This window comes from Micromonospora sp. WMMD1219 (assembly GCF_049315215.1).
Classification (GTDB): Bacteria; Actinomycetota; Actinomycetes; order Mycobacteriales; family Micromonosporaceae; genus Micromonospora; species Micromonospora tulbaghiae.
In genome coordinates this window covers 6551563-6572323 of the sequence record NZ_CP186057.1, presented here as the reverse complement: position 1 = coordinate 6572323, position 20761 = coordinate 6551563, and the positions used below count along the sequence as shown (strand labels likewise).

The 20761-nt window shown below is 72.6% G+C and carries 20 protein-coding genes; 6 read left to right on the top strand and 14 right to left on the bottom strand.

Features of this window, described 5'->3' with window-relative positions; all coding sequences use genetic code 11:
• Nucleotides 1–10: 10 nt before the first annotated feature.
• Nucleotides 11–1264 (bottom strand): formamidase, encoded by a 1254-nt coding sequence (fmdA, locus tag ACN27C_RS30665; RefSeq protein WP_358175882.1) that lies wholly within the window; start codon nt 1262–1264, stop codon nt 11–13.
• A gap of 21 nt (nt 1265–1285) precedes the next feature.
• A complete protein-coding gene (locus ACN27C_RS30660; protein WP_357824079.1) occupies nt 1286–1564 on the bottom strand; it encodes an FmdB family zinc ribbon protein in 279 nt (92 codons plus the stop codon).
• Nucleotides 1565–1777: 213 nt separating this feature from the next.
• Between ACN27C_RS30660 and ACN27C_RS30655 the strand changes: the two genes are divergently transcribed.
• Together ACN27C_RS30655 and ACN27C_RS30650 are read left to right on the top strand one after the other, a co-directional pair.
• Nucleotides 1778–2956, top strand: a complete 1179-nt coding sequence (locus ACN27C_RS30655; RefSeq protein WP_422749774.1) for a cellulose binding domain-containing protein — start codon at nt 1778–1780, stop codon at nt 2954–2956.
• An 11-nt stretch (nt 2957–2967) separates the two neighbouring features.
• Nucleotides 2968–4089, top strand: a complete 1122-nt coding sequence (locus ACN27C_RS30650) for a glycoside hydrolase family 53 protein (RefSeq protein ID WP_422749772.1) — start codon at nt 2968–2970, stop codon at nt 4087–4089.
• Between the two features lie 25 nt (nt 4090–4114).
• Here ACN27C_RS30650 and ACN27C_RS30645 read toward each other — a convergent pair whose 3' ends face one another.
• Nucleotides 4115–4528 carry a DoxX family protein gene (locus tag ACN27C_RS30645; protein ID WP_422749770.1) on the bottom strand — a complete coding sequence of 138 codons (414 nt, stop codon included), beginning with the start codon at nt 4526–4528 and terminating at the stop codon, nt 4115–4117.
• Nucleotides 4529–4641: 113 nt separating this feature from the next.
• Nucleotides 4642–6225 (bottom strand): nucleotidyl transferase AbiEii/AbiGii toxin family protein, encoded by a 1584-nt coding sequence (locus tag ACN27C_RS30640; RefSeq protein WP_422749768.1) that lies wholly within the window; start codon nt 6223–6225, stop codon nt 4642–4644.
• A gap of 128 nt (nt 6226–6353) precedes the next feature.
• Here ACN27C_RS30640 and ACN27C_RS30635 point away from each other — a divergent pair, with 128 nt between their 5' ends.
• Nucleotides 6354–7535, top strand: coding sequence for a hypothetical protein (locus ACN27C_RS30635; RefSeq protein ID WP_422749766.1), 1182 nt, complete (start codon nt 6354–6356; stop codon nt 7533–7535).
• Nucleotides 7536–7561: 26 nt separating this feature from the next.
• On the opposite strand, the gene ACN27C_RS30630 is transcribed toward ACN27C_RS30635, so the two are convergent.
• The gene (locus tag ACN27C_RS30630; protein ID WP_422751691.1) at nt 7562–7993 is read right to left on the bottom strand and encodes an SRPBCC family protein; all 432 of its coding nucleotides are present in this window, start codon (nt 7991–7993) and stop codon (nt 7562–7564) included.
• Nucleotides 7994–8182: 189 nt separating this feature from the next.
• Between ACN27C_RS30630 and ACN27C_RS30625 the strand changes: the two genes are divergently transcribed.
• Together ACN27C_RS30625 and ACN27C_RS30620 are read left to right on the top strand one after the other, a co-directional pair.
• Nucleotides 8183–9046 carry a DUF6745 domain-containing protein gene (locus ACN27C_RS30625; RefSeq protein ID WP_421500155.1) on the top strand — a complete coding sequence of 288 codons (864 nt, stop codon included), beginning with the start codon at nt 8183–8185 and terminating at the stop codon, nt 9044–9046.
• Nucleotides 9047–9273: 227 nt separating this feature from the next.
• Nucleotides 9274–10554: a cellulose-binding domain-containing protein gene (locus ACN27C_RS30620; protein ID WP_422749764.1), complete on the top strand. Its 1281-nt coding sequence runs from the start codon at nt 9274–9276 to the stop codon at nt 10552–10554.
• Between the two features lie 69 nt (nt 10555–10623).
• Here ACN27C_RS30620 and ACN27C_RS30615 read toward each other — a convergent pair whose 3' ends face one another.
• The gene (locus ACN27C_RS30615) at nt 10624–11475 is read right to left on the bottom strand and encodes a helix-turn-helix transcriptional regulator (protein WP_358175900.1); all 852 of its coding nucleotides are present in this window, start codon (nt 11473–11475) and stop codon (nt 10624–10626) included.
• Between the two features lie 86 nt (nt 11476–11561).
• On the opposite strand from ACN27C_RS30615, the gene ACN27C_RS30610 reads away from it, so the two are divergent.
• Nucleotides 11562–12341, top strand: a complete 780-nt coding sequence (locus ACN27C_RS30610) for an SDR family NAD(P)-dependent oxidoreductase (RefSeq protein ID WP_252450081.1) — start codon at nt 11562–11564, stop codon at nt 12339–12341.
• A 6-nt stretch (nt 12342–12347) separates the two neighbouring features.
• Here the strand turns inward: ACN27C_RS30610 and ACN27C_RS30605 are convergent, their stop codons facing one another.
• The 8 genes from ACN27C_RS30605 to ACN27C_RS30570 form a co-directional block, all read right to left on the bottom strand.
• A complete protein-coding gene (locus tag ACN27C_RS30605; protein ID WP_422749762.1) occupies nt 12348–13046 on the bottom strand; it encodes a DUF4386 domain-containing protein in 699 nt (232 codons plus the stop codon).
• A gap of 146 nt (nt 13047–13192) precedes the next feature.
• Nucleotides 13193–14224, bottom strand: a complete 1032-nt coding sequence (locus tag ACN27C_RS30600) for a hypothetical protein (protein WP_422749760.1) — start codon at nt 14222–14224, stop codon at nt 13193–13195.
• 53 nt (nt 14225–14277) lie between these two features.
• Nucleotides 14278–15414 (bottom strand): SPFH domain-containing protein, encoded by a 1137-nt coding sequence (locus tag ACN27C_RS30595; protein WP_422749758.1) that lies wholly within the window; start codon nt 15412–15414, stop codon nt 14278–14280.
• A gap of 114 nt (nt 15415–15528) precedes the next feature.
• Complete coding sequence (locus ACN27C_RS30590) at nt 15529–16530, bottom strand: glycosyltransferase family 2 protein (RefSeq protein ID WP_422749756.1); 1002 nt, start codon at nt 16528–16530, stop codon at nt 15529–15531.
• A gap of 48 nt (nt 16531–16578) precedes the next feature.
• On the bottom strand, nt 16579–18390 hold the full coding sequence (locus ACN27C_RS30585; protein ID WP_422749754.1) for a hypothetical protein: 1812 nt from the start codon (nt 18388–18390) through the stop codon (nt 16579–16581).
• A gap of 89 nt (nt 18391–18479) precedes the next feature.
• Complete coding sequence (locus ACN27C_RS30580) at nt 18480–19070, bottom strand: DinB family protein (RefSeq protein WP_422749752.1); 591 nt, start codon at nt 19068–19070, stop codon at nt 18480–18482.
• Between the two features lie 44 nt (nt 19071–19114).
• Nucleotides 19115–19531, bottom strand: a complete 417-nt coding sequence (locus tag ACN27C_RS30575; protein ID WP_422749750.1) for a PPOX class F420-dependent oxidoreductase — start codon at nt 19529–19531, stop codon at nt 19115–19117.
• Between the two features lie 104 nt (nt 19532–19635).
• A complete protein-coding gene (locus tag ACN27C_RS30570) occupies nt 19636–20760 on the bottom strand; it encodes an RICIN domain-containing protein (RefSeq protein ID WP_121684206.1) in 1125 nt (374 codons plus the stop codon).
• Between the last annotated feature and the right edge of the window lies 1 nt (nt 20761).

Genomic DNA, 20761 nt, shown 5'->3' with positions numbered 1-20761 from the left:
GGTCACCTGCTCAGCTCATCGTGGCCTTCGGGGCGCCCATGCCCGGGTCGATCCGGGCCGGACCGGCGGCCGAGGGGCGGATGTCGAAGTCGAAGATCTCGGTGGGCAGGTAGACGGTCGCGCAGGAGTTGGGGATGTCCACCACGCCGGAGAGCCGGCCCTCGATGGGTGCGGCGCCGAGCAGCAGGTACGCCTGTTCCGGCTGGTAGCCGAACCGGGTCAGGTAGTCGATGGCGTGCAGGCAGGCGCGCTGGTACGCGAGCTGCGAGTCGAGGTACCGCTGTTCGCCGTCGAGCGTGACGGACATGCCGGAGAAGGCCAGCCACCGGGAGAACTGCGGCGGGGTGTCGCCCGGGATGAAGATGGCGTTCTCGGCGACGCCGTACGTCTGCATGCCGTTCTTGATCAGGTCCACGTGCAGGTCGATGAACCCGCCCATCTCGATGGCGCCGCAGAAGGTGATCTCCCCGTCGCCCTGGGAGAAGTGCAGGTCGCCGACGGACAGGTTGGCTCCCGGCACGTACACCGGGTAGAAGACCCGGCTGCCGACTGTGAAGTTCTTGATGTCCTGGTTCCCGCCGTTCTCCCGGGGCGGAGCGGTGCGCGCCGCCTCCACGGCCACCCGGTCGAAGTCGGCGCCGCTGAGGCCGCCGAGGATCGCGTCCTGCGGCTCGGGAGGCAGGGCCAGGGGCGGCACCCGGTCCGGCGCGGTGGCGATCAGCGCACCCTCCCGCCGGTTCCAGGTGGCCAGCAGCGACGCGGACGGGGCGGTGCCCATCAGCCCCGGGTGGGCGATCCCGGTGAACGAGACCCCGGGGATGTGCCGGGAGGTGGCCGTGCGGCCGGTGAAGTCCCAGACCGCCTTGTAGGCGTCGGGGAACTGCTCGGTGAGGAAGCCGCCGCCGTTGCCGGTGGGGAAGATGCCCGTGTAGCCCCAGCCCTGGCCGGCCAGCGGACCGGACTCCTGCGGGATCGGGCCCATGTCGAGGATGTCGACCATGAGCAGGTCGCCCGGCTCGGCGCCCTCGACGGCGAACGGGCCGCTGAGCGCGTGGACCCGGGTCAGTGGCGCGTCCCGGATGTCCTCGGCGGAGTCGTCGTTGTGGATCGCGCCGTCGAACCACTCACGGCAGTGGACGCGGAACGACTGTCCGGGCCGTACCGTCGCCACGGGCGGGATGTCGGGATGCCAGCGGTTGTGCCCGACCTTCTCCTGGTCGGTGAACCTCTTGGCGGAGTCGAGGGGGAACAGCAGTTCAGGCACGGCGTCGAGCCCTTCTCGTGGTCACCATCGCGGCAGGCGGGCGTGGGCCGGGTCGGTCGAGCGGCGTGCCGGGCGACGACCGGGTACCCGCCCGACCACCTCCGGCTGTTCCGCGCTGCGCTCGGTCCGGTCCATGGCCTCGCGCAGCGCCGCCGGCATGCGGCCCAGCCGGGGCGCGGCGAACACCCGCGTCGCCGGGTTCCCGCACCGGGGACAGTCCGTCGACGGACCCGCGGCGCCGACCGGCAGCGTGACGTCGAAGCTGCCGTCCTGCCGGCAGCGGTACTCGAAGGTGGCCATCGCCGTTCCCGTCTGGGCCTCTCGTGCGTGCGGGTGGCCGTTCCGCGGCCACTCACCCCGTCTTCCCGATTGTGGGCGATCGGCGGCAGAAGCGGCGCAAAACGACGAATGAGACGGAACTTCCGCCGTCGCGACGGACCGGCTGGGCCGCCGCACCGACCGAGGCGTGAGATATGTTGGCGATCATCGATGGGTTGACCGCATCGTCGACGTATGGCAGCCGTCTGTTCGTCCTCGCTGTTCCGCCGCCTGCGGCCGGGTCTGCCGGCCGCCGCCGTGCTGGCCACGGCGGTGCTCGCAACCGCGCTGACCGCCGCGCCGTCGGCCGGCGCCGGCACCGCGTGCCCCCAGGTCGCGCCGGCGCCCGGCGGCGCCGCGGCCTTCGCGGCGGAGCCGACCGGGACCGCGCCGCCGCCGCCCACGTCGACGCCGAGCACGCCCAGCACCACGCCGTTCCCGCCGAGCGCGCCCACGAACCTGACCGCCACCCGGGTACGGAGCACGTCGGTCACCCTCACCTGGACGGCCGCCGCGCGCGGCTGCTGCCCCGTCGTCGGGTACGACATCACCTACTACCAGGCGTTCGACGACGTGGTGTACGGCGTCAGCCTCGGCGACGTCACCACCGCCACGATCACCACCTACATCCAGCCCGGCCGGCAGTACTCGTTCCGGGTGTCGGCCCGCGACGGCGACGGCCGCCGTTCGCCCTCCACCGACGCGCTGACGGTGGTCACGCCCGTGACGGACACCGGCCCGGACACCACCCCGCCGAGCGCCCCGCAGAACCTCACGGTCGGCGACGTGACCGCCTCGACCGCCACGCTGTCCTGGTCGCCGTCGACCGACGACACCGGCGTGCTCGGGTACGACGTCTACCGGTTCGACGGCTGGTACACCTCGACGCGCGTGGCCACCGTGCCGGGCACCACGTACACGGCCGCGCTGCCCCCGGAGACGCCGCTGCGCACCCTGTACTACGTGCGGGCCCGGGACGCCGCCGGCAACGTGTCGATCGCGTCCAACACCGTCATCCTGCCCACGACGTCCACGCCGCCGCCTCCGCCGCCCTCGACCTGCCGGGTGACCTACCGGAACCAGTCCGAGTGGCCCGGCGGTTTCGTGGCGACCGTGACGGTCCAGAACACCGGGACGGCGCCGGTCGACGGCTGGATCGTCACCTTCAGCTTCCCCGGGGACCAGCACGTCACCACCGCGTGGAACGCCACCGTCGGCCAGACCGGTGCCGCCGTGACCGCCCGCAACGCCGACTGGAACCGCGTCATCGCGCCGAACGGCGCCACGACCTTCGGCTTCCAGGGGCGCTGGAGCGCGAGCGACGCGCCGCCGACCGGCTTCTCGCTCAACGGCGCCCCCTGCACTGCCGGCTGAGAGGAAGTCTCGTGACCACACCCCACCGCCGTCGGACCCTGGCCGGGGCCGTCACGGCCGTCGTCCTCGCCGCCACCACCACATTCGGGGGTACGCCGGCGCCCGTCGCCGCCGCGAACACGCTCAGCATGCGGGGCGCCGACGTCTCGTCGTTGCAGCGCAGCCTGGACCTGGGCGCGAAGTACCACGACGCCAACGGGGTCGCCCGCGATCCGCTGGACATCCTCAAGTCCGTCGGCGTCAACTACGTCCGGCTGCGCGTCTGGAACAACCCGGCCAGCGGCTACAACAACAAGAGCAGGGTGCTGGCCCAGGCGCGCACGGCCAAGGCGAAGGGCCTCAAGGTACTGATCGACTTCCACTACTCCGACACCTGGGCCTCCGGCAAGCAGTACAAGCCGGCCGCCTGGTCCGGGCACAGCCTGAGCCAGCTGCGCAACGACGTGTACGCGTTCACGTACGACGTCTGCGCCGCCCTGCGGGGACAGGGCACCATGCCGGACAGCGTGCAGATCGGCAACGAGATCAACGTCGGGATGCTGTGGAACGAAGGGAAGGTCGTCAACAACGACTTCGGCCCGCTGGCCGGCCTGCTGAAACAGGGCTACAACGCGGTGAAGGCCTGCGGCGGCGGCATCCCCGTGATGATCCACACCGCGAACGCCGACAGCAACGCCAACGCCCGGTGGTTCTACGACGGCATCCGTGCCCAGGGCGTGCAGTGGGACATGACGGCGCTGTCCTACTACTGCATGTGGCACGGCAGCCTGGCGAACCTCTACGACAACATCGTCGACCTGCACGGCCGCTACGGGAAGCCGGTGGTGATCGTGGAGACCGCGTACCCCTTCACCCGGGACGACGCGGACGGCCAGCCGAACGTCATCGGTGACGCGACCTGCGACGGCATCAGCGCGACCTGGGCCGGGCAGGCACAGGAGTTCGACTGGGTCCAGAACACCGCCCGCAACGCCGGCGCGATCGGGGTCTTCTACTGGGAACCCACCTGGTACGCCGTCCCCGGCAACGGCTGGGACCCGGCGAACATCAACGGCACCGGGAACGGGTGGGACAACATGGCCCTCTTCGACTGGTTCGGGCGGGTGAACCCGGGGGTGCGCTGGACGCCCTGACGGATCGGCCGGCGCACCCCCCAGCTCAGCGCTTGAGCAGCCGGCGTATCGAGTGGCGGCGGCCCCACGCGATGAACACGAACAACGCGAACAGCACCACGGGCGTGAGCACCAACGCGCCGCCGTCCAGGATGAACGCCTGGGTGATCGCGGCGCCGACCATGAGCAGCGCGAGCCCGACGGCGGCCAGCCCGGCTAGCCGCGGCACCAGCAGCCCGATGCCACCGGCCAGCTCCAGCAGGCCGACGAGATAACGGAACCAGGGCGCGGCGCCCATGTCCTCGAAGGTCTGGACCGCGTTGGCCTCGCCGAACAGCTTGGGACCGGCGGAGGCGACGATGAGGAAGACTCCGAGGACGCCCTGCAGCGCCCACAGCGCCCACAGCGTCCGGTGCAACCCGCGTGCGACGGGCGGGGGAGTGGTGTCGACGACGGTCATGGTTCTCGTCCCTCCTGGCGGTCGGCTGTTCCGCATCCGATCGGATGCACCAGCTCAGACCGGCGGAGGCAGCCGAACTCATCGCGGAGTCCGGCCGGCTCGGCTGACTCGGGCTATCCCCAGGCGCGTTCGAGGGCCAGAGCCAGCCGCCTCGTCCACTCCTCTCCGGTTCCCTCGATCCCCGGGTACTCGTCGACGAAGTTGTCCCAGTCGATGCTCCACGTCAGCACGTCCTCGGCGCTGAAGCCGTCCGCCTCGGCACCCAGCTCCGGCCGCATCAGACGGCGGACGAGGTCCCGGTCCACGCTCGTGGTCTCGGCCAGCAGGACCGCGTCGTACAGGTCCTTGCCCTGCGCGTACGCGTCGGTGGCCAGCCACAGCAGCTTCCAGGCGAGCGCCAGCGCGGCGGGCGCGGCGAGCACTGCGGCGGCGACACCGGGGAGCATCACCGTCTCCGGCGGGAGCGGCAGCTCCTCGCCGAAGACGACATCGATCTGTACGTGGCCGTCCGGCGCTCCGGCGATGCCGAACGGGACGACGAGGCGGCGGCCGTCGGCCCGCTCGTACGTCCAGATGGCCGCCTCGCTGATCCGGTCCGGGCGCAGGCCGGCGTCCGGCACGCTCCGGACGGCGGCCTTGACGGCGTCGAGCAGCGTACGGGCCTCGGCGCTGCCGCTGGTGACCGTGTGCGGGACGACGACGAAGTCCAGATCGCCGGGCTCACGTGCGGCGGCGCCGACCTGGACCGGCATCAGCGCACTACCCCGCAGCACCAGGTGACGGCCCACGGGGGCCGCCGCGATCGCCGCCAGCACACCGGTGAGCGCGGTACGCCGGGCGGCGCTCCACCGCCGGCCGGTCTCGGGCACCAGGAAGTCCGGCTCACCGGCACGGTACGCGTTCGGATAGTGCTTCAGAGCGGGATCGAACGCGGCGCTCTGGCGGACGGGAGCGTCGGCGGGCAGCGGCTGGTAGGTCGGCGGGAAACCCCGGGACCGTGCGGGCGCGGACCGCATGGCGTTCTCGCGTCTCGTCACCCAGTCGTTCGGCCGCGTCTCCTCCGGGCTTCCGGACGGGTCCAGCCAGCCGAGGTCGCGGACCGGTCCGCTGTCGAACACCACGTACTCCTGCTCCACCTCGGCGATCTCGAAGCCGGCGGCGGACACGGCCGCGACGAGGGCCTCCAGGCGCTGCCCGGCCGTGGCGAGCCCGACGCGGTAGCAGCGCTGGGTGACGAACCGCTCCTGCACACCGTCGGCGCGTACCCGGCGCGCGTTGCGGGACAGCCGTGCCCCGTGCGGCTCGACCAGGCCGGTGAGCGCCAGTGTCCGCGCGACCGTCGGTCCGGCCAGCAGCAGTTTGACGTGATGCTCGAAGTAGCGGGCGGCCGGCTCCGCCGCGGCCTCCTCGTCCGACTTCGGCACACCGGCAGCCCACGGTGCCACTTCGATCTTCGTGCGGCACACGTGGATCCCGGACGCCTCCACCTCGCCCTGCAGGCGCTCCGCCGCGGCCTGCTGCTCGGCGTGCGTGCCCCGCCCGGTCAGCGTGACCATCGGCTGGGAGGCGTAGGCGCCCCGGTCGAGGACGATGTGGACGAACTTCAGCCCGTGCCGCGCGGCGAGGGCGGACAGCCTCTCCGCGTCGTAGGGCTGGGCCGTCACATGGATTTCGAAGTCCCCCGACACCTCAAGCACCGGCGAAGCCTACGACACGTCGTCCAGCCCGGGCTGCGGCTTTTACGGCCGTACCGTCGGGCTGCGGTGATGCCGGGGCGAGGGCGCGTGTACCCCTGCGGCCGCCCGTCCGGCCGTACCATCTCCCGGTGAAGCTCCGCCGTCGGCTGGTCGCCGTGCCACTCCTCCTGGCGGTGGAGGCGACGGCGTTCGCGCTGCTCGTCACCGAGTCCGTGACGGGTGCGATCGTCGCCGCCGGCCTCACCTGCCTGTCGTTGTGGCTGCACCTCGTCCTGCACGAGTGCGGGCACCTGGTCGTGGCGAAGCTGCTGGGTCTGCCGGTCGTCGCGGTCCGTATCGCGCCCTTCAACGGTTGGCGCAACGAGGTGTCGGTCCGGCCTTCGCCGTCGACGACGGCGTTACCGCTGCGGATGGTGCTGTTCTACCTCGGTGGCCCGCTGGCCAACCTGTGCGCCGCGACGGCACTGGTCGTCGCGTCCGGGTACACCGGTACGGCCTTGACGCGGTTGACGTTGTTCGGCGCCGCGTTCGTCGGGGCGCTGCTCGGCCTGACCAACCTCGTTCCGGGGCGTTCGACCCGCAGCGACGGCCACAACCTGCTCCGCTGGCTCCGGGCTCCGGCAGCCGCCCGTGATGCGCTGCGGGCGGGCTACTACCAGGAGGAGGTGGTCAGGGCACTGCGGGCGGTCGTCCGAGCGGGTGGTGTCGTCCACCGGGTCGGGATTCAGGCCCGCGCCGGCAGCGATCCGCTCCTGGCCCTCGCTGCCTACCAGCAGAGACTGAGCACGGCACACACGCAGTCGGCGGAACTGGTCGAGGAGGCCGAGCGGCTCGCGGCGCTGGCTCGCGCGGGCAGCACCGATCCCGCGGCTGCCGCGGCCATCGGTCAGACGCTGAGCGTCCAGTTCGGGTTGTGGTACCTGTACGCCGCGGTGGTGACCGGTTCGCCGGTGGCCCGCCGGGAGGTGCGGGAGATCTCGGAACTGGCCGGGATCGCCGCCCGGACACAGCCGCACGCGTTCTCCGCCCGGATCGCGATGAGTCTGGCTCATCTGCTCAACCAGCGGCCCGAGGATGCGCGATCGCTGCTTCTCGACGTCCGCCCCGGTACCGAACCGGCCGACCTCTGTGCCGTCGCGCTCCTTCTGCGGGCGGCCGCCGAGTCGTATCTCGGCAACCACGCCGCCGCGGACCACCTCCTCCGCGCGGCCCGCGGCGACTACCCGCAGCTGGCGCAGCTCGTGGGCGCGATCCGGGCAGCCGACCCGGCACCGCCCCTGTTCGCGCCGGCGCCGGTGACCGGCGCCTGACCGGACTGCCGGGCCGGCGGCTGCGGTCAGTCCTCGAAGCCCGCCGGGTGGGCGTCTCCGACGGCGTTCAGCAGCACACCCTGCTCCAGCAGCGCCTTGCAGGCGCAGAGGACCATGGTGAACCCGCCCATCGAGTCGATCGCCTTGCTGACGGCCTGGTCGGCGGTCCCGGCGAAGCCGGTCTCGGTGACCCGGACCAGCGTGGTGTCGCCCTCGCCCGGCAGAAACCGCCACTCGACCTGGGTGGGGGACTCCGGATCCCACTCGGCCAGGATGCGGCGGTTCTCCACCACGTCCTTGACGGTCACGACGGTGGAGACGCCGTACATCTCCCATTCCCAGGTGACGACGGCGCCGGGTTCCAGCCGGCCGCTGCTCCTGGTGAACCAGAACTTCGTGGTCACGGCCGGGTCGGCGAACGCCTGGAAGACCTCGGCGGCGGGCCGGCGGATGAGCATCTGCGCGGTGATGACAGGGGGTCGGGTCAGACGGTCACTGTCCACGAGGGTCACTATATGGCCGGGAAGCACCGTGCCGGGCCACGTGCGGATGACCGGAGAGGACCGGAATTCGCTTGAGCGGTGCCGCGACGTGCGTCAGGGTCGTTCCATGATCTCCAACCGGAAGGGCGGCGACGCCCCGGCGCGATGAGCGCCCCCACGCGGCGCGACGGCGCCGCGAAGACCCCGCACGACCTGTGGCAGCAGGCCGTCCGGATCCGCCAGGAATGGCTCGACCACGCCCTGTCCACGCAACCGGCCGACCGACCGGCTGCCGAGCGCTGCCTGACCGCCCTCTACGCGAGGGCGTCGCGGCCGCGGCCCCGGTTCGAGTGGGTCGACTCGCCGGACGAGGCGATGCCGCTGGTCGGCGGCTGGCCCACACTCGACCACCTCCACGAACGCATCCGGGCGGCACGGCCGGCCCGGACACCCCTGCTGGCGAGCGACATCGCCATGATCGTCTCCCAGCTCCGGGGCGCGCTGAGCGCGGGCGTCGTGCACACCGATCCCGAGCTGTCACCCGCGCGTACGGGCAAGGCCAAGGAGCCGTGGCCCGAGCTGGCGCCGCTGCGGGCGCTGGACAGCGGCGTACCGCTCGCGGTCGTGCTGCACCAGGGGGTTCGGGCGGCGCTGCACCGGAGCCTCGCGCACGGGTTCTACCTGCCGGTGCGTGGGGCGCTCGCGAACGACGGCCCGGTGCCCGTGTGCTGGTACGGGCAGCAGGACGCGTCCTGGATCGCCTACTACGACGTGCTGCGCCGGCTCGGCCTCGCCCGGTACGGGCCGGAGGAGGCCGGGCACCTCGACACCTGGGCCGACCTGGCCCGCTCCTGCGGCTGGTGGTGGCCGGGGGAGGAGGTCTGCGTCGTCGTGGACCGGCCGCAGACGATCCGGACCGAGCCGGTCCCCGGTACGCCGCACGACCGGATCCGGCTGCGGCCCGGCGGTGTCCGCTATCGCGACGGCTGGCAACCACTGCGCGGCGGCGCGGGCGCCGATCCGGGATGACGGGCGGGCGCAGACCTTGATTGGATAGGCGACGGTAAATAGATTGGGCTCGGGCGCCGCCGAGGTCCGCACACCGGACCCCGGCGGCTGACCGGGCCGCCTTCGAGCCGGGCACATCGGTCGTACGCATCGACCACGTGGCGCATCGCCGCGCCGCACCCTCCCGCGCTGCGGCGTCCGTCCCGGACGCGCGTCGCTGCGCCCTGTCCCACGCCGAAGGACTTCCCATGACGATTCTCCGTGCCCGCCCCGCCCCGCTCGTGGCGGCCGTCGCCGCGCTGGCCGCCGTCACCGCGGCCGGTACGGCGCTGCTCACCGGCCCGGCCGCAGCCGCACAGGGCTGCCGGGTCGACTACACACCCAACCAGTGGCCCGGCGGGTTCACCGCGAACATCAAGGTGTCACCGGGTGACACAGCCGTCTCCGGCTGGACCGTCACCTGGACGTACGCCGGGGACGAGCGCGTCACGAACGGCTGGAACGCCACAGTGAGCCAGTCCGGGTCGACGGTGACCGCCCGCAACATGTCGTACAACGGCAGCATCCCGGCCGGCGGCTCGACCGAGTTCGGCGTGCAGGGCACGTTCGGCACCGCCGGCGGCACGCCGACCGGGTTCAGCCTGAACGGCGTACCCTGCAACGGCGCCGGCCCGACCACGCCGCCGCCCACCACGACGGTGCCGACGACCGCCCCACCGACCACCGCCCCACCGACCACGGCGCCGCCCACGACCGCACCGCCCACGACGGCCCCGCCGACCACGCCTCCGCCCACGACGCCACCTCCCACGACGCCTCCGCCGACCACCCCGCCGCCGAGCGGGTGCGCGGGCGCGGTGCTCTGCGACGGCTTCGAGAACCAGACCGGTTCGACGCCGTCGGGTGACTGGGGCGTGGTGAGCCCTGACTGTTCCGGCGCGGGCACGGCCACCATCGACACGGCCACCACGCACAGCGGCAGCCGCGCGGTCCGGATCAACGGCGCCGCCGGCTACTGCAACCACGTGTTCGTACGGACCACGAAGAACCTCAGCAACCTGGGCAGCGTCCGGTACGCCCGGATCTGGGTCCGGCACACCACCGCCCAGCCCACCGACCACACCACGATGATCACCATGTCCGACGCCGCCGACGGCAACCGGGACCTGCGCCTGGGCGGCCAGAACGGCGCGCTCCAGTGGAACCGCGCCTCCGACGACGCCACGCTGCCCGAGCAGAGCCCGGCCGGTGTGGCGCAGAGCGTGCCGCTGCCCACCAACCGCTGGGCCTGCCTGGAGTTCATGGTGGACGGCTCGGCCGGCCAGTTGCGTACCTGGCTGGACGGCGTCGCCGTGACCGGGCTGACCGCCGACGGCGTACCGACGCACGACATCGACGGCCAGTGGTACAACCGCACCTGGCGACCGCAGCTCACCGACCTGAAGCTGGGCTGGGAGAGCTACGGCGGCGGCGCCGACACCCTCTGGTACGACGACGTGGCGATGGGCTCCACCCGCATCGGCTGCTGACCTACGGCGAGTGGAACGTCACGGGTGCCGAACGCGTGCGCAGGCACCCGTGGCGTTCCACCGGGCGGCTCAGTGCTCGACGGTCATCCGCTGGGTGCCGATCACGGAGAGCAGCCGCAGCGCCTCCTCCGAGGGTGAGCCGGGCGTGGCGGTGTAGATGACCACCTGCTGATCGCGGTCGGTGATGTCGAGGACGTCGCAGTTGACGGTCACCGGGCCGACCAGCGGGTGCCGGAACGTCTTGCACAGCGTCCGCGCGCCGCCCACCTCGTGGGAGGCCCACAACCGGGCGAACTCCTCGCTCCCGGCGCGCAGCTCCGCGATCAGCGCGGCCATCTCCGGGTCGTCCGGGTAGCGGGCCGCCGCGGCGCGCAGCCGCCCGACCGACTGGCGGGCGAACTCGCCCACGTCCGACACGTCGTACAGCCCCGCGCCATGCAGGTGCGGGCCGAGGAACGCCCGCCGGACCAGGTTCCGGTCCCGCCGGGGCACTGCGGAGAAGTCCTCCATGAGCGCCGCCGCGAGGTCGTTCCAGGCGATCACCTCGAACGCCGCCGAGGTCACGAACGCCGCCGCCTGCGGCAGCCGGTGCAGCAGGTCCAGCACGCTCTGCCGTACCTCCCGGGGTGGTCCGGGCGGCGGCCCCGGCGGCTCCCCGGCCAGGTGGTGGAGGTGGTCGCGTTCGGCGTCGGAGAGCCGCAACGCGCGGGCCAGCCCGGCCAGCACCTCCCGCGACGGACGCGGACCCCGGCCCTGCTCCAGCCGGGTGTAGTACTCGGTCGAGATGAACGCCAGCCGCGCCGCCTCCTCGCGGCGCAGCCCCGGCGTGCGGCGGCGCTGCCCGGCGGGCAGGCCCACATCGGCCGGGGCGATCCGCTCCCGCCTGCTGCGCAGGAACACTGCCAGCTCACGTCGGTCCACGACCCCAGTGTGCCCGCGTGCGGCGGGCGTAACCAGGTACCGCCGGTGCCTGGATGGGCTCCGCGGCCGGACGCAGGCTTGCCCGCATGGACACCACACGAAACACTCAGGGCCTGCTCGCCGGCAAGGTCGCCTTCGTCACCGGCGCCGGACGCGGCATCGGCGCCGCGGCGGCCCGGCTGTTCGCCGCCGAGGGCGCCCGGGTGCTGCTCGCCGCACGCACCGAGGAGCAGCTGAAGGCGGTCACCGAGCAGGTCCGGGCCGCGGGCGGCACCGCCGAGTACGTCGTCTGCGACCTGGCCGACGCGGCAAGCGTGCGCGCCGCCGTCGACCGCACGGTCGAGGTGTACGGGCGCCTCGACGTCGCCTTCAACAACGGCGCGACGATCGTGCCGCCCGGACCGATGGACCGGGTGCGCGAAGAAGACTTCGACCACGTCTACACCGTCAACCTGAAGGGGCCGTGGCTCGCCATGGTCGCCGAGGTCGCGGCGATCCGGGCCACCGCCGGCACCGGCGCGATCGTCAACAACTCCAGCGTCGGCAGCCTGATGGGCAACCCCGCGCTGCCCGCGTACGGGGCGATGAAGCGCGCGGTCAACAGCCTCACCGAGTCCGCGGCGGTCACCTACGGGCCCGAGGGCATCCGCGTCAACGCGATCGCCCCGGGCAGCACGCTCACCGAGATGATGCGGTCCTGGGACGCCGAGTCGCCCGGGATCATCGACCGTCTCGCGGCGGCCACGCCGCTGCGCCGGGCCGCCGAGCCCGACGAGATCGCCCAGGCCGCCGCCTGGCTGCTCAGCGACCGCGCCTCCTTCGTGACCGGTACGGTGCTGCGGGTCGACGGCGGCGCGCGGGCCTGACCCGGCTCAGACGGTGGCGTCCTGGACCGGCCGGGGCTCGGCCGTGCCGGCCGTCACGGGGGAGGGCCGGAAGCCCTTGACGACCAGGTAGACGCCGAGCGAGAACTCCCACACCGCGATGGGGAGCGCGGCGACCGCCGCCACCGCTGACAGCCGGTCCCAGGCGCCGAACAGGGTGCCCAGGTCGGAGGCGACGAGCAGCGGCGCGCCCACCAGGCCGAGCACCGGCAGCACGCGCGGCACGAGGCGCGACTGGTACAGCAGGGTGCCCAGCAGCAGCGCGTTCACGGCCGGCAGGAACCCCTGGCTGAGCAGGAAGACGGAGTCGTAGAACGCGACGAGCATCCGGCCGGTGAGGAGCGCGTCCGGCCCGGCGTCGGACTCCCGCAGCGCGACGAGCGTCAGGATGCTCGCCACACCGACGAGGATGCCGGCGGCTTCGAGCACCCGGGCGCCGACGAGACCCAGCGCCCGGGCCTGCCCCTGTTGCTTGAGCACCGGGTACAGCGCGACGGCGGTGCCGATGCAGGCGAGCGCGACGACCACCTCCAGGACGCCGCCGAGGACGACCGGAGCCGGCGACGTGGTGCCGAGGACATAGTCCGACTCGCGGACCGGGGCGTACAGGCCGACGGTGGGGATCGAGACGAAGGTGAGCAGGTACGCGCCGCCGGCGACCAGCGAGATCTTCCGCAGTGGGTCCATCGGGGCCTCCTCCGTCACCGCCCGGCCGATGGTGGTCGTGCCCTCACTCTCCTGTGGACCGGCGCGGTGGCGCATCGGCCGCTCGGACAGTCACCTCGCGCGACGCGCGTGGGCCACCGGCACGGCATGCCGGTGGCCCACGCGCGTCAACGGCTCATCGCGTACGCCACCACGAGCGCGACGAGCGCCAGCGCGGCCAGCACCGCCGCCACGATCTTCGCCGTGCTGTAGGGGCGCTCGCCGATGACCTCACCGGTCCGCGCGTTCACCAGGACCTGGTACGACCGGCCCGCGTGCAGGTACGCGGCGATCCACACCGGCAGCAGGACCAGCTTGTACGACACGTCGGAGTACGCGGTGTCCACGGCGGACACCCGTTGCTCGTCGCCGCCGATGTCCGACCGGCAGTTCCGCTCGATGACCGGCGCCATCCGCGCCTTCGCCTCGGTCAGCCCCGCCTCGGGCTCGGTGTCGTACCGCAGGGCCTGGTATCCGGCGAGGTAGTCGCCGTGGAACGCGGTCACCTCGGCCAGCGGCCACGGCGCCAGCTTGTCCAGCTGCTCGGTGGGCAGGTGGGTGGTGGCCGGCACCAGCACGTCGTCGAAGTCCCGGCGGACGGTGCCGGCGGCCGGGTGCCACCGCGTGTGCCGCACCTGCCGGGTCCGCGTCTCCTGCCTGCCGTCGACTGTCACCGTGTACGTCTCGGTGACGTAGTAGTGCTCGCCCCGCTGACCCTGGTAGTCCGACACGGTCCGCGCGTCGAACGTCCAGTGCGGCAGGTACGTGCCCTTGAGCGTCTCCGCCTCGCTGATCTTCTTCAGGCTCCCGGGCGCGAACCAGCGGCTGCGGCACCACTGGCCCAGGGCCGTCCGCACGCCGTTGCGGTCGACGGCGAACGGCAGCACCGCCTCGGGCGCGATCAGCTCACCCGCCCCGGCGTCGGCCACCAGCGGGGTGGCGCAGAACTGGCAGCGCTGCGCCAGCGCGTCGCTCTCCGTCCGGGCGCCGCAGCCCGGGCAGACGAACGTGTGCGCACCGACGCTCGCCACCGGCTTGCGGGGCAGCGACGCCAGATCCGCGTACGCGTGCTCGCGCACCTCCCGGCCCGCGCCGGCGATCTCCTGCCGGTGCCCGCAGTACGGGCAGCTCAACGCGGTCGTGCCCGGCGCGAACTCCACCCGGGCACCGCAACCCCCGCACTGGTACGAGGGCGGGGAGACTGCCGTGTCGCTCATTGCGGCGGCAGCGGCGGCGGGACGCTGGCGAGCACCGGCGCCAGTTCGGGCACCTGCCCGGCCGGCTGCCACTGCGCCATGCCGGCACGCCAGACGAGCGTGTCCGCGGCGAGCGCGCCCGCACTCGCCTGCTCGGCCAGCCCGCCGAGGTCGTACGGGCCCTGGCGCTGGCCGCCGACGCCCACGTACCACTGGGCCTGGCCCGGCAGCGGCGGCGGCTCGGCGGCGGCCGGCTGCGCGGGGGCGGGCTGGGCCGGTGCCGGCTGCGTGGCCGCGCCCCCGCCCATCGAGCGGGCCATCTGCTGGCCCATCGCCATGCCCAGGCCCAGGCCGATGCCCGCGCCCGCCTCGCCACCCGGGTTGTTCGCCGCGGCCTCCATCGCGTTGGCGGCCTGGAAGCGGGTGTACCGGTCCAGGTCGCCGACCGCGCCCATGCTGGTCCGCTTGTCCAGCGCCTGCTCGACCTCCGGCGGCACCGACACGTTCTCGATGACGAACTTGGGGATCGCGATGCCGACCTCGGCCAGTTCCTCGGTCAGCACGGCGGCCAGCCGCCGGCCGATCGCGTCCTGGTGCGCGGCGAGGTCCAGCAGCGGCACGCCGGCCGTGGCGAGCGCGCCGCCGAGGCGCCCCACCATGAGCTGCCGCAGGTACTCCTGCACCTCCTCGGTGCGGAACTGCGGGTCGGTGCCGACCAACTCCCGCAGCAGCCGCGACGCGTCCACCACGCGCGCCGCGAAGGCGCCGAACGCCCGCACCCGGACCACGCCGAACTCGGCGTCGCGCAGGATGACCGGGTTCTGGGTGCCCCACTTCATGTCGGTGAACTGCCGGGTGTTGACGAAGTACACCTCGGCCTTGAACGGGGAGTTGAAGCCGTACTTCCAGCCCTTCAGGGTGGACAGGATCGGAAGGTTGCGGGTCTCCAGCGTGTACGTCCCGGGCGGGAAGACGTCGGCGATCTTCCCCTCGTTGACGAACACCGCCGTCTGGGACTCCCGGACGACCAGTTTGGCGCCCATCTTGATCTCGTTCTGATACCGGGGGAACCGCCAGACCATCGTGTCGCGGCTGTCGTCCAGCCACTCGATGATGTCGATGAGTTCGCCCCGGAGCTTGTCCATCAGCCCCATCGCAACCCTTTCCTCGGCGCCGGTCTCCGGCGTCGCGGGCGACCATAGCAACCGCCCGCCACCTGCGAAAAGAGAACGATTCTGCGCCTATCGGCGCCCACCGATCGGGGTTGCTCAGCCGGTTTCGCCGGCCATCGATTCGCCCGTGGCCGTACGCTGCTCCGGAATCCGGGGCACCCGGCCGGGGGTATCGACGACGTGCTCGGTCTCCTGCACCAGATAGTGCGGACGGCGTTTGGTCTCGTAGTAGATCCGGCCGATGTACTCGCCGATCACCCCGAGGATCATCATCTGGATGCCGCCGAGCCCGATCACGCTGACGATGATCGTGGTGTAGCCGGGCACGTCGATGCCCTTCTCCACGGCGTCCGCGACCACCCAGGCCATGTAGCCCACCGCGATGAGCGTGAGGAACAGGCCACCGTAGATGGCCAGGCGCAACGGCCGGTTGTTGAACGACAGCAGGCCGTCGAACGCGTAGTTGAACAGCTTGCCGAACGTCCAGCGGCTGCGCCCGGCCTGCCGGGTCTCGTTGCGGTGCGCCACCACCGCGGTGCGGAAACCGATCCACGAGAACAGGCCCTTGGAGAAACGGTTGTACTCCGGCATCGCCAGGATCGCGTTCACCGCGAGCCGGGACAGCAGCCGGAAGTCGCCGGCGCCGTCGAGCAGGCGGACGTCTATCCACCAGTTGACCAGCCGGTAGAAGGAGCGCGACGCGACCATCCGGACGAACCGGTCACCACGGCGGTCCCGGCGGGCGATCACCTGGTCGAACCCCTGGCGGTAGAGCATCACCATCTCGGGCAGCAGCCGCGGCGGGTGTTGCAGGTCGGCGTCCATGATGACGACCGCGTCGCCGGTGGCCCGTCGCAGGCCGGCGAGCATGGCCGCCTCCTTGCCGAAGTTGCGGCTCAGCGACGTGTAGCAGACGGCCGGATCGGCCGCGGCGAGCCCGCGCAGCGCCGCCAGCGTGCCGTCCTCGCTGCCGTCGTCGACGTACACCACCTCGACGTCCACGTCGGACAGTTCGGCGAGCGCGGCGCTGAGCATCTCGTGCAGCCGCTCCACCGACGCTTCCTCGTTGAAGCAGGGCACCACCACGGACAGCCGCACGGTGCTCACCCCGCCCGGCCCGGGCACACGCACCCGGTGCCCACGGTGTCAGAGGCGGTAGACAAGCGTGCCATCGACATCCTCCCGGGTGATGCCCAGCCCGTCGACCGGCCGGGTCTCGATGCCCTCCCACGGCGTTCCCGCCGCGCGGCTCGGCACCGCGACGACCGACCGCACGCCGATCCCGCGCAGGTAGGCCACGCTGCCCGCGTCGGGGAACGTCGCCACGGCGACCCGCGTCTGGGCCTGGGTGACCGGCTCGAAACCGCCGAGGCCGTTGGTGATCCGGGGGAACCCGTCGGTCGACCAGAGCATGTAGTTGAGGTCGCCCACCCCGCCGGCGGGCAGCACCAGCATCGGCTCCGGCGCAGTCCGCATCGCCGCCGGCGGCGTCGGCACGGCCGGGTGCGGCGTGCGGTTGACGCCCTCCAGCGTGACCAGGGCGAGCGGCACCAGCAGGACCAGCGCCGCCACGGCCCGGGACGCGCGCGCGGCCGCGGGCCGGCGCCACGACTCGGCCAGCGCGGTCACCAGCCCGGCGGCCAGCACCGCGAGCAGCAGGCTGGTCCAGTGCATCATCCGGCCCGGGGTGCGCAACGCGTCCCAGCCCGGCAGGAGCGTGGACAACGTCAGGTAGCCGGGGTCGCCGTCCCCGCCGAGCGTGGCGCCCAGGCCCAGCAGCACGGTGCCGGCCACGCCGAGCCCCAGCGCGACGCGGTGCCGCACCGGGAACGCCGAGACGAACAGCCCCGCCGCGGCCAGCCCGATCAGCGTCATGCCCGGTAGCAGCGCCATCTCCGGCGGCCAGGTCAGCTGCTCGCGGGCGGCGGCGTGCCGTTCCCCCCACAGCCACGAGTCGCCGGGCGCGGTGACGAACCCGATCAGCGGCGGGGAGAACATCTTGGTCCAGTCCAGCGACCGGACGGCCTGCGGGTTGAGGTCGACCACGCGCAGGTAGACCAGCCCGAGCAGCAGCGTCACGGTGCCGAACACGGTGCCTCCGGCCAGGTCGGCGATCAGCAGCCGCCGGCCGAACGGGGGCCGCTCCCGTTTGCGCCACCAGGACCAGCCGTAGCAGCCGGCCGCCACCAGCGCGGCGGCCAGCAGGAAGTAGACGAGCGGCAGCCCGATGCCGAAGCCGAGCGTGACCTGCCAGGCCGCGACGAGCCACCCGGCCACCGCCCAGCCGGGCTTGCGGCGCTCCGGCCGGTAGCCGTGGCGCAGCGACCAGCCGTGACCGCGCGCCAGCATCGCCAGCGCCAGCGCGATCCCGCCGCTGGACAGGATGTTCAGGTGGCCGGAGTGCGCCAGCCGCCAGGGCGCGTACGCCCACGCGATCCCGGCGACCGCCCCGCCCCAGCGGTTCGCGCCGAGCTGCCGGGCCAGCGCGTACGCCCCGAGGAACGCCAGCGCGTGCAGCAGCACGTAGAGCACGTTGTAGCGGATCACGGCGGCCTCGAAGCCGGAGCCGATCATCCCGAACGGGGCGTACCCGAGCAGCGTGTCGCTGTAGGCGTACGTGTAGCGCTCCGGATAGAACGTGTTCGAGTTCCAGAGGTTGGCCGGGTCGTTGAGCAGCGCGTGCCCGGACCAGGCGACCTGCCACGCCTGCAACGTCGGGTCACCGAGGTCGCCGGGGATCGTGGTCGCCGGGTGCCGCATCGTCGGCCAGGTCAGCACCACCGCCAGCAGCAGGCTGCCGAGGATCGCCAGCGTCCACTCCGGGTTCGGCCGCCACCGGCGTCTGCCGTCCGCAGGCCGTTCGTCGGAGGGGCGGTCGTCCGAGGGCCGGTCGGCGGGAGGCTGCTCGGGACCGGTGTCCTCAGCGGTCGGCGGGGCGACGGCGGGCCGGATCTTCATGGGATAGATGCTTCACGATGCTGCTGGTCCTGTCGATCCGCTGTCCGAAATATGGTTGAAACTTCCGGCCGGAATACCGGAAGGACCGGCTACGCGAACCGGTCGGCGAGCGTCGTCAGCTTGCTGACGTACGCCGGCCAGTCGTAGCCACCGGGGATGTTCCTGTTGTCCCGCCCCAGCCCGATCGCTGCGTCGTGCTGCTCGCGCATGATGTCGGCGTGACCGGCGTGCCGGGCCAGGTCGACGCAGACGTGCACGATGACCTGGTGCAGCGTGACGTCCTGCCGGCCCGGCCCCCACCACGGCACCCGCCCCGGCGCGTCCAGCGGCAGCGCCTCGATCGTCTCGTCCGCGAACGCACCCACGCGGCGGTACAGGTCGATCAGCCCGTCCTTGGTCTCGTCCTCCCGGGCGTACCAGTCCGCCTGCGGGTCCGCGTCGACCGCGTCGTCCGGGACCAGCTCCCCGGGGGTGGGGAACTCCCGGCCGAACGTGGTCCCGAAGTAGCCGGCCTCGACGTTCAGGCAGTGCTTGAGCAGGCCCAGGAAGTTGTTGCCGGTCGCGGTGCGGGGAAGCCGGGCGTCGCGTTCGCTCAGCCCGTCGAGCTTCCAGATCAGGTCCTCCCGGATCCCGCGCAGGTATGCGTGCAGCGCGGTCTTCGGGTCCGTCGGTGCGGTCATGCCCGACACTCTGCCCTACGGGTCGGACATCGTGGGGGCGGCGGTCAGCCGGTCTGGCTGCTGTCCTTGTGCGCGCCCCACCCGTGCCAGCGCTCGATCTCGATCCACGCGCTGACCCGGGCGCGGTCCCGGCGCGGGTACGGCCGCCCGGTGTAGTGCTGCGAGATGCGGTCGATGTCCGCCAGGCCCTCGTCGTCACGCAGCTCGACCACCCGCCCGATGAGGCTGACGTGGGTGTACCAGTTCCCCTCGTCCAGCACGGTCAGGGAGACCCGGGGATCGCTGCGCAGGTGCGCCAGCCGGCGGCGGCCCTCGTCCATGTTCACCAGGACGCGGCCGTCCTCCCAGAGATACCAGGTGGCCGCGGACACCGGCTGGCCGTCGCGAAGCGTGGCGATGACGGCGGGATTCGGTTTGCCCAGCATGGCGACGGCGGGCTCGGGCAGCGGCGGCTTCGACATGGTTCGCACTCTACGTACCCGCGGGGTCCGCCGCTGGTCATGCGGCGGGCGCCGCCCGGACGGGCTCCCCGGCGGCGTCCGCCGGAAAGCCCGTCTCGTGCCGGTCAGGCGCGGGCGCTCCACTGCTGGTTGGTGCCGCCGTGGCAGTCCCAGAGGTTGATCCTCGTCCCGTTGGCGGTGCCGTAGCCCGCCGCGTCCAGGCAGCGCCCGGACTGGACGCCGCTGATCGTGCCGTTGGCGTTGAGGTTCCACTGCTGGTTGGGTTGGCCGTTGCAGTCCCAGATGATCACGCTGGTGCCGTTCGCGGTGCCCCGCCCGCTGGCGTCGAGGCACTTGTTGCCGAGCACCTGCAACTGCTTGGCCGAGGTGTAGGTCCAGCGCTGCATCGTGCCGCCCCAGCAGTCGTACAACTGCACGGCGGTGCCGTTCGTGGTGCTGCCGTTCGGCACGTCCAGGCACCGGCCCGAGCCGGCGCCGACGAGCTGCACGTTCTGGTACGTGCCGCCGCCGCTGCCGGGGGTGCCGATGCTGCCGGACACCGACTGCAACGCGCGGTACCAGACCGCGGCCATCTTGTCGTAGCCGGTGGCGGTCGGGTGGATGCCGTCGATCAGGTCGGCGGTGGTCAGCGCCGAGTACTGGTCGACCAGGTGGACCCGCTTGCCGGCGTTCACCTTCGACTGCACGATGCCGGGCAGCGCGGCGTTGAACGTGCGCACCGCCGCCGCCTGGCCGGAGTTGGCGAGCGGGATGATCTGGGCGACGAAGACGTCCGCGTTCGGCGCCGTGGTGGTGATGCGGTCGATGAGTGAGGAGAGCCGGTTCGGCGCGGTCGAGACGTTGTAGTTCTGCAGGATGTCGTTGGTGCCGATGTGCAGCAGCACGCTGCGCGGCTGGTAGGCGTTCAGCCAGCCGGTGATGTTGGCGTCGATCTGGTCGATGCGCCAGCCCGGGTGCCCCTCGTGGTCGTGGTCGCCGAGGCTGCCCGGCCCGTTGAACTGGGAGCCGACCAGGTCGACCCGGTAGCCGCCGCCGGCCAGCCGCTGCCACAGGCCGATCCGGTAGCCGCCCGGCACCTGGGTGCCCTCGGTGATGGAGTCGCCGAGCGGCATCACCCGGGTGCCGCCGTTGGACTCGGCGCCCGCCGGCCCGGCCGGCGTGAGCACACCGGCGGCCAGCAGCGCCAGCGCGGCGCCCGCGGTGAGCCATCTCCTCACTCTGGTACGCATG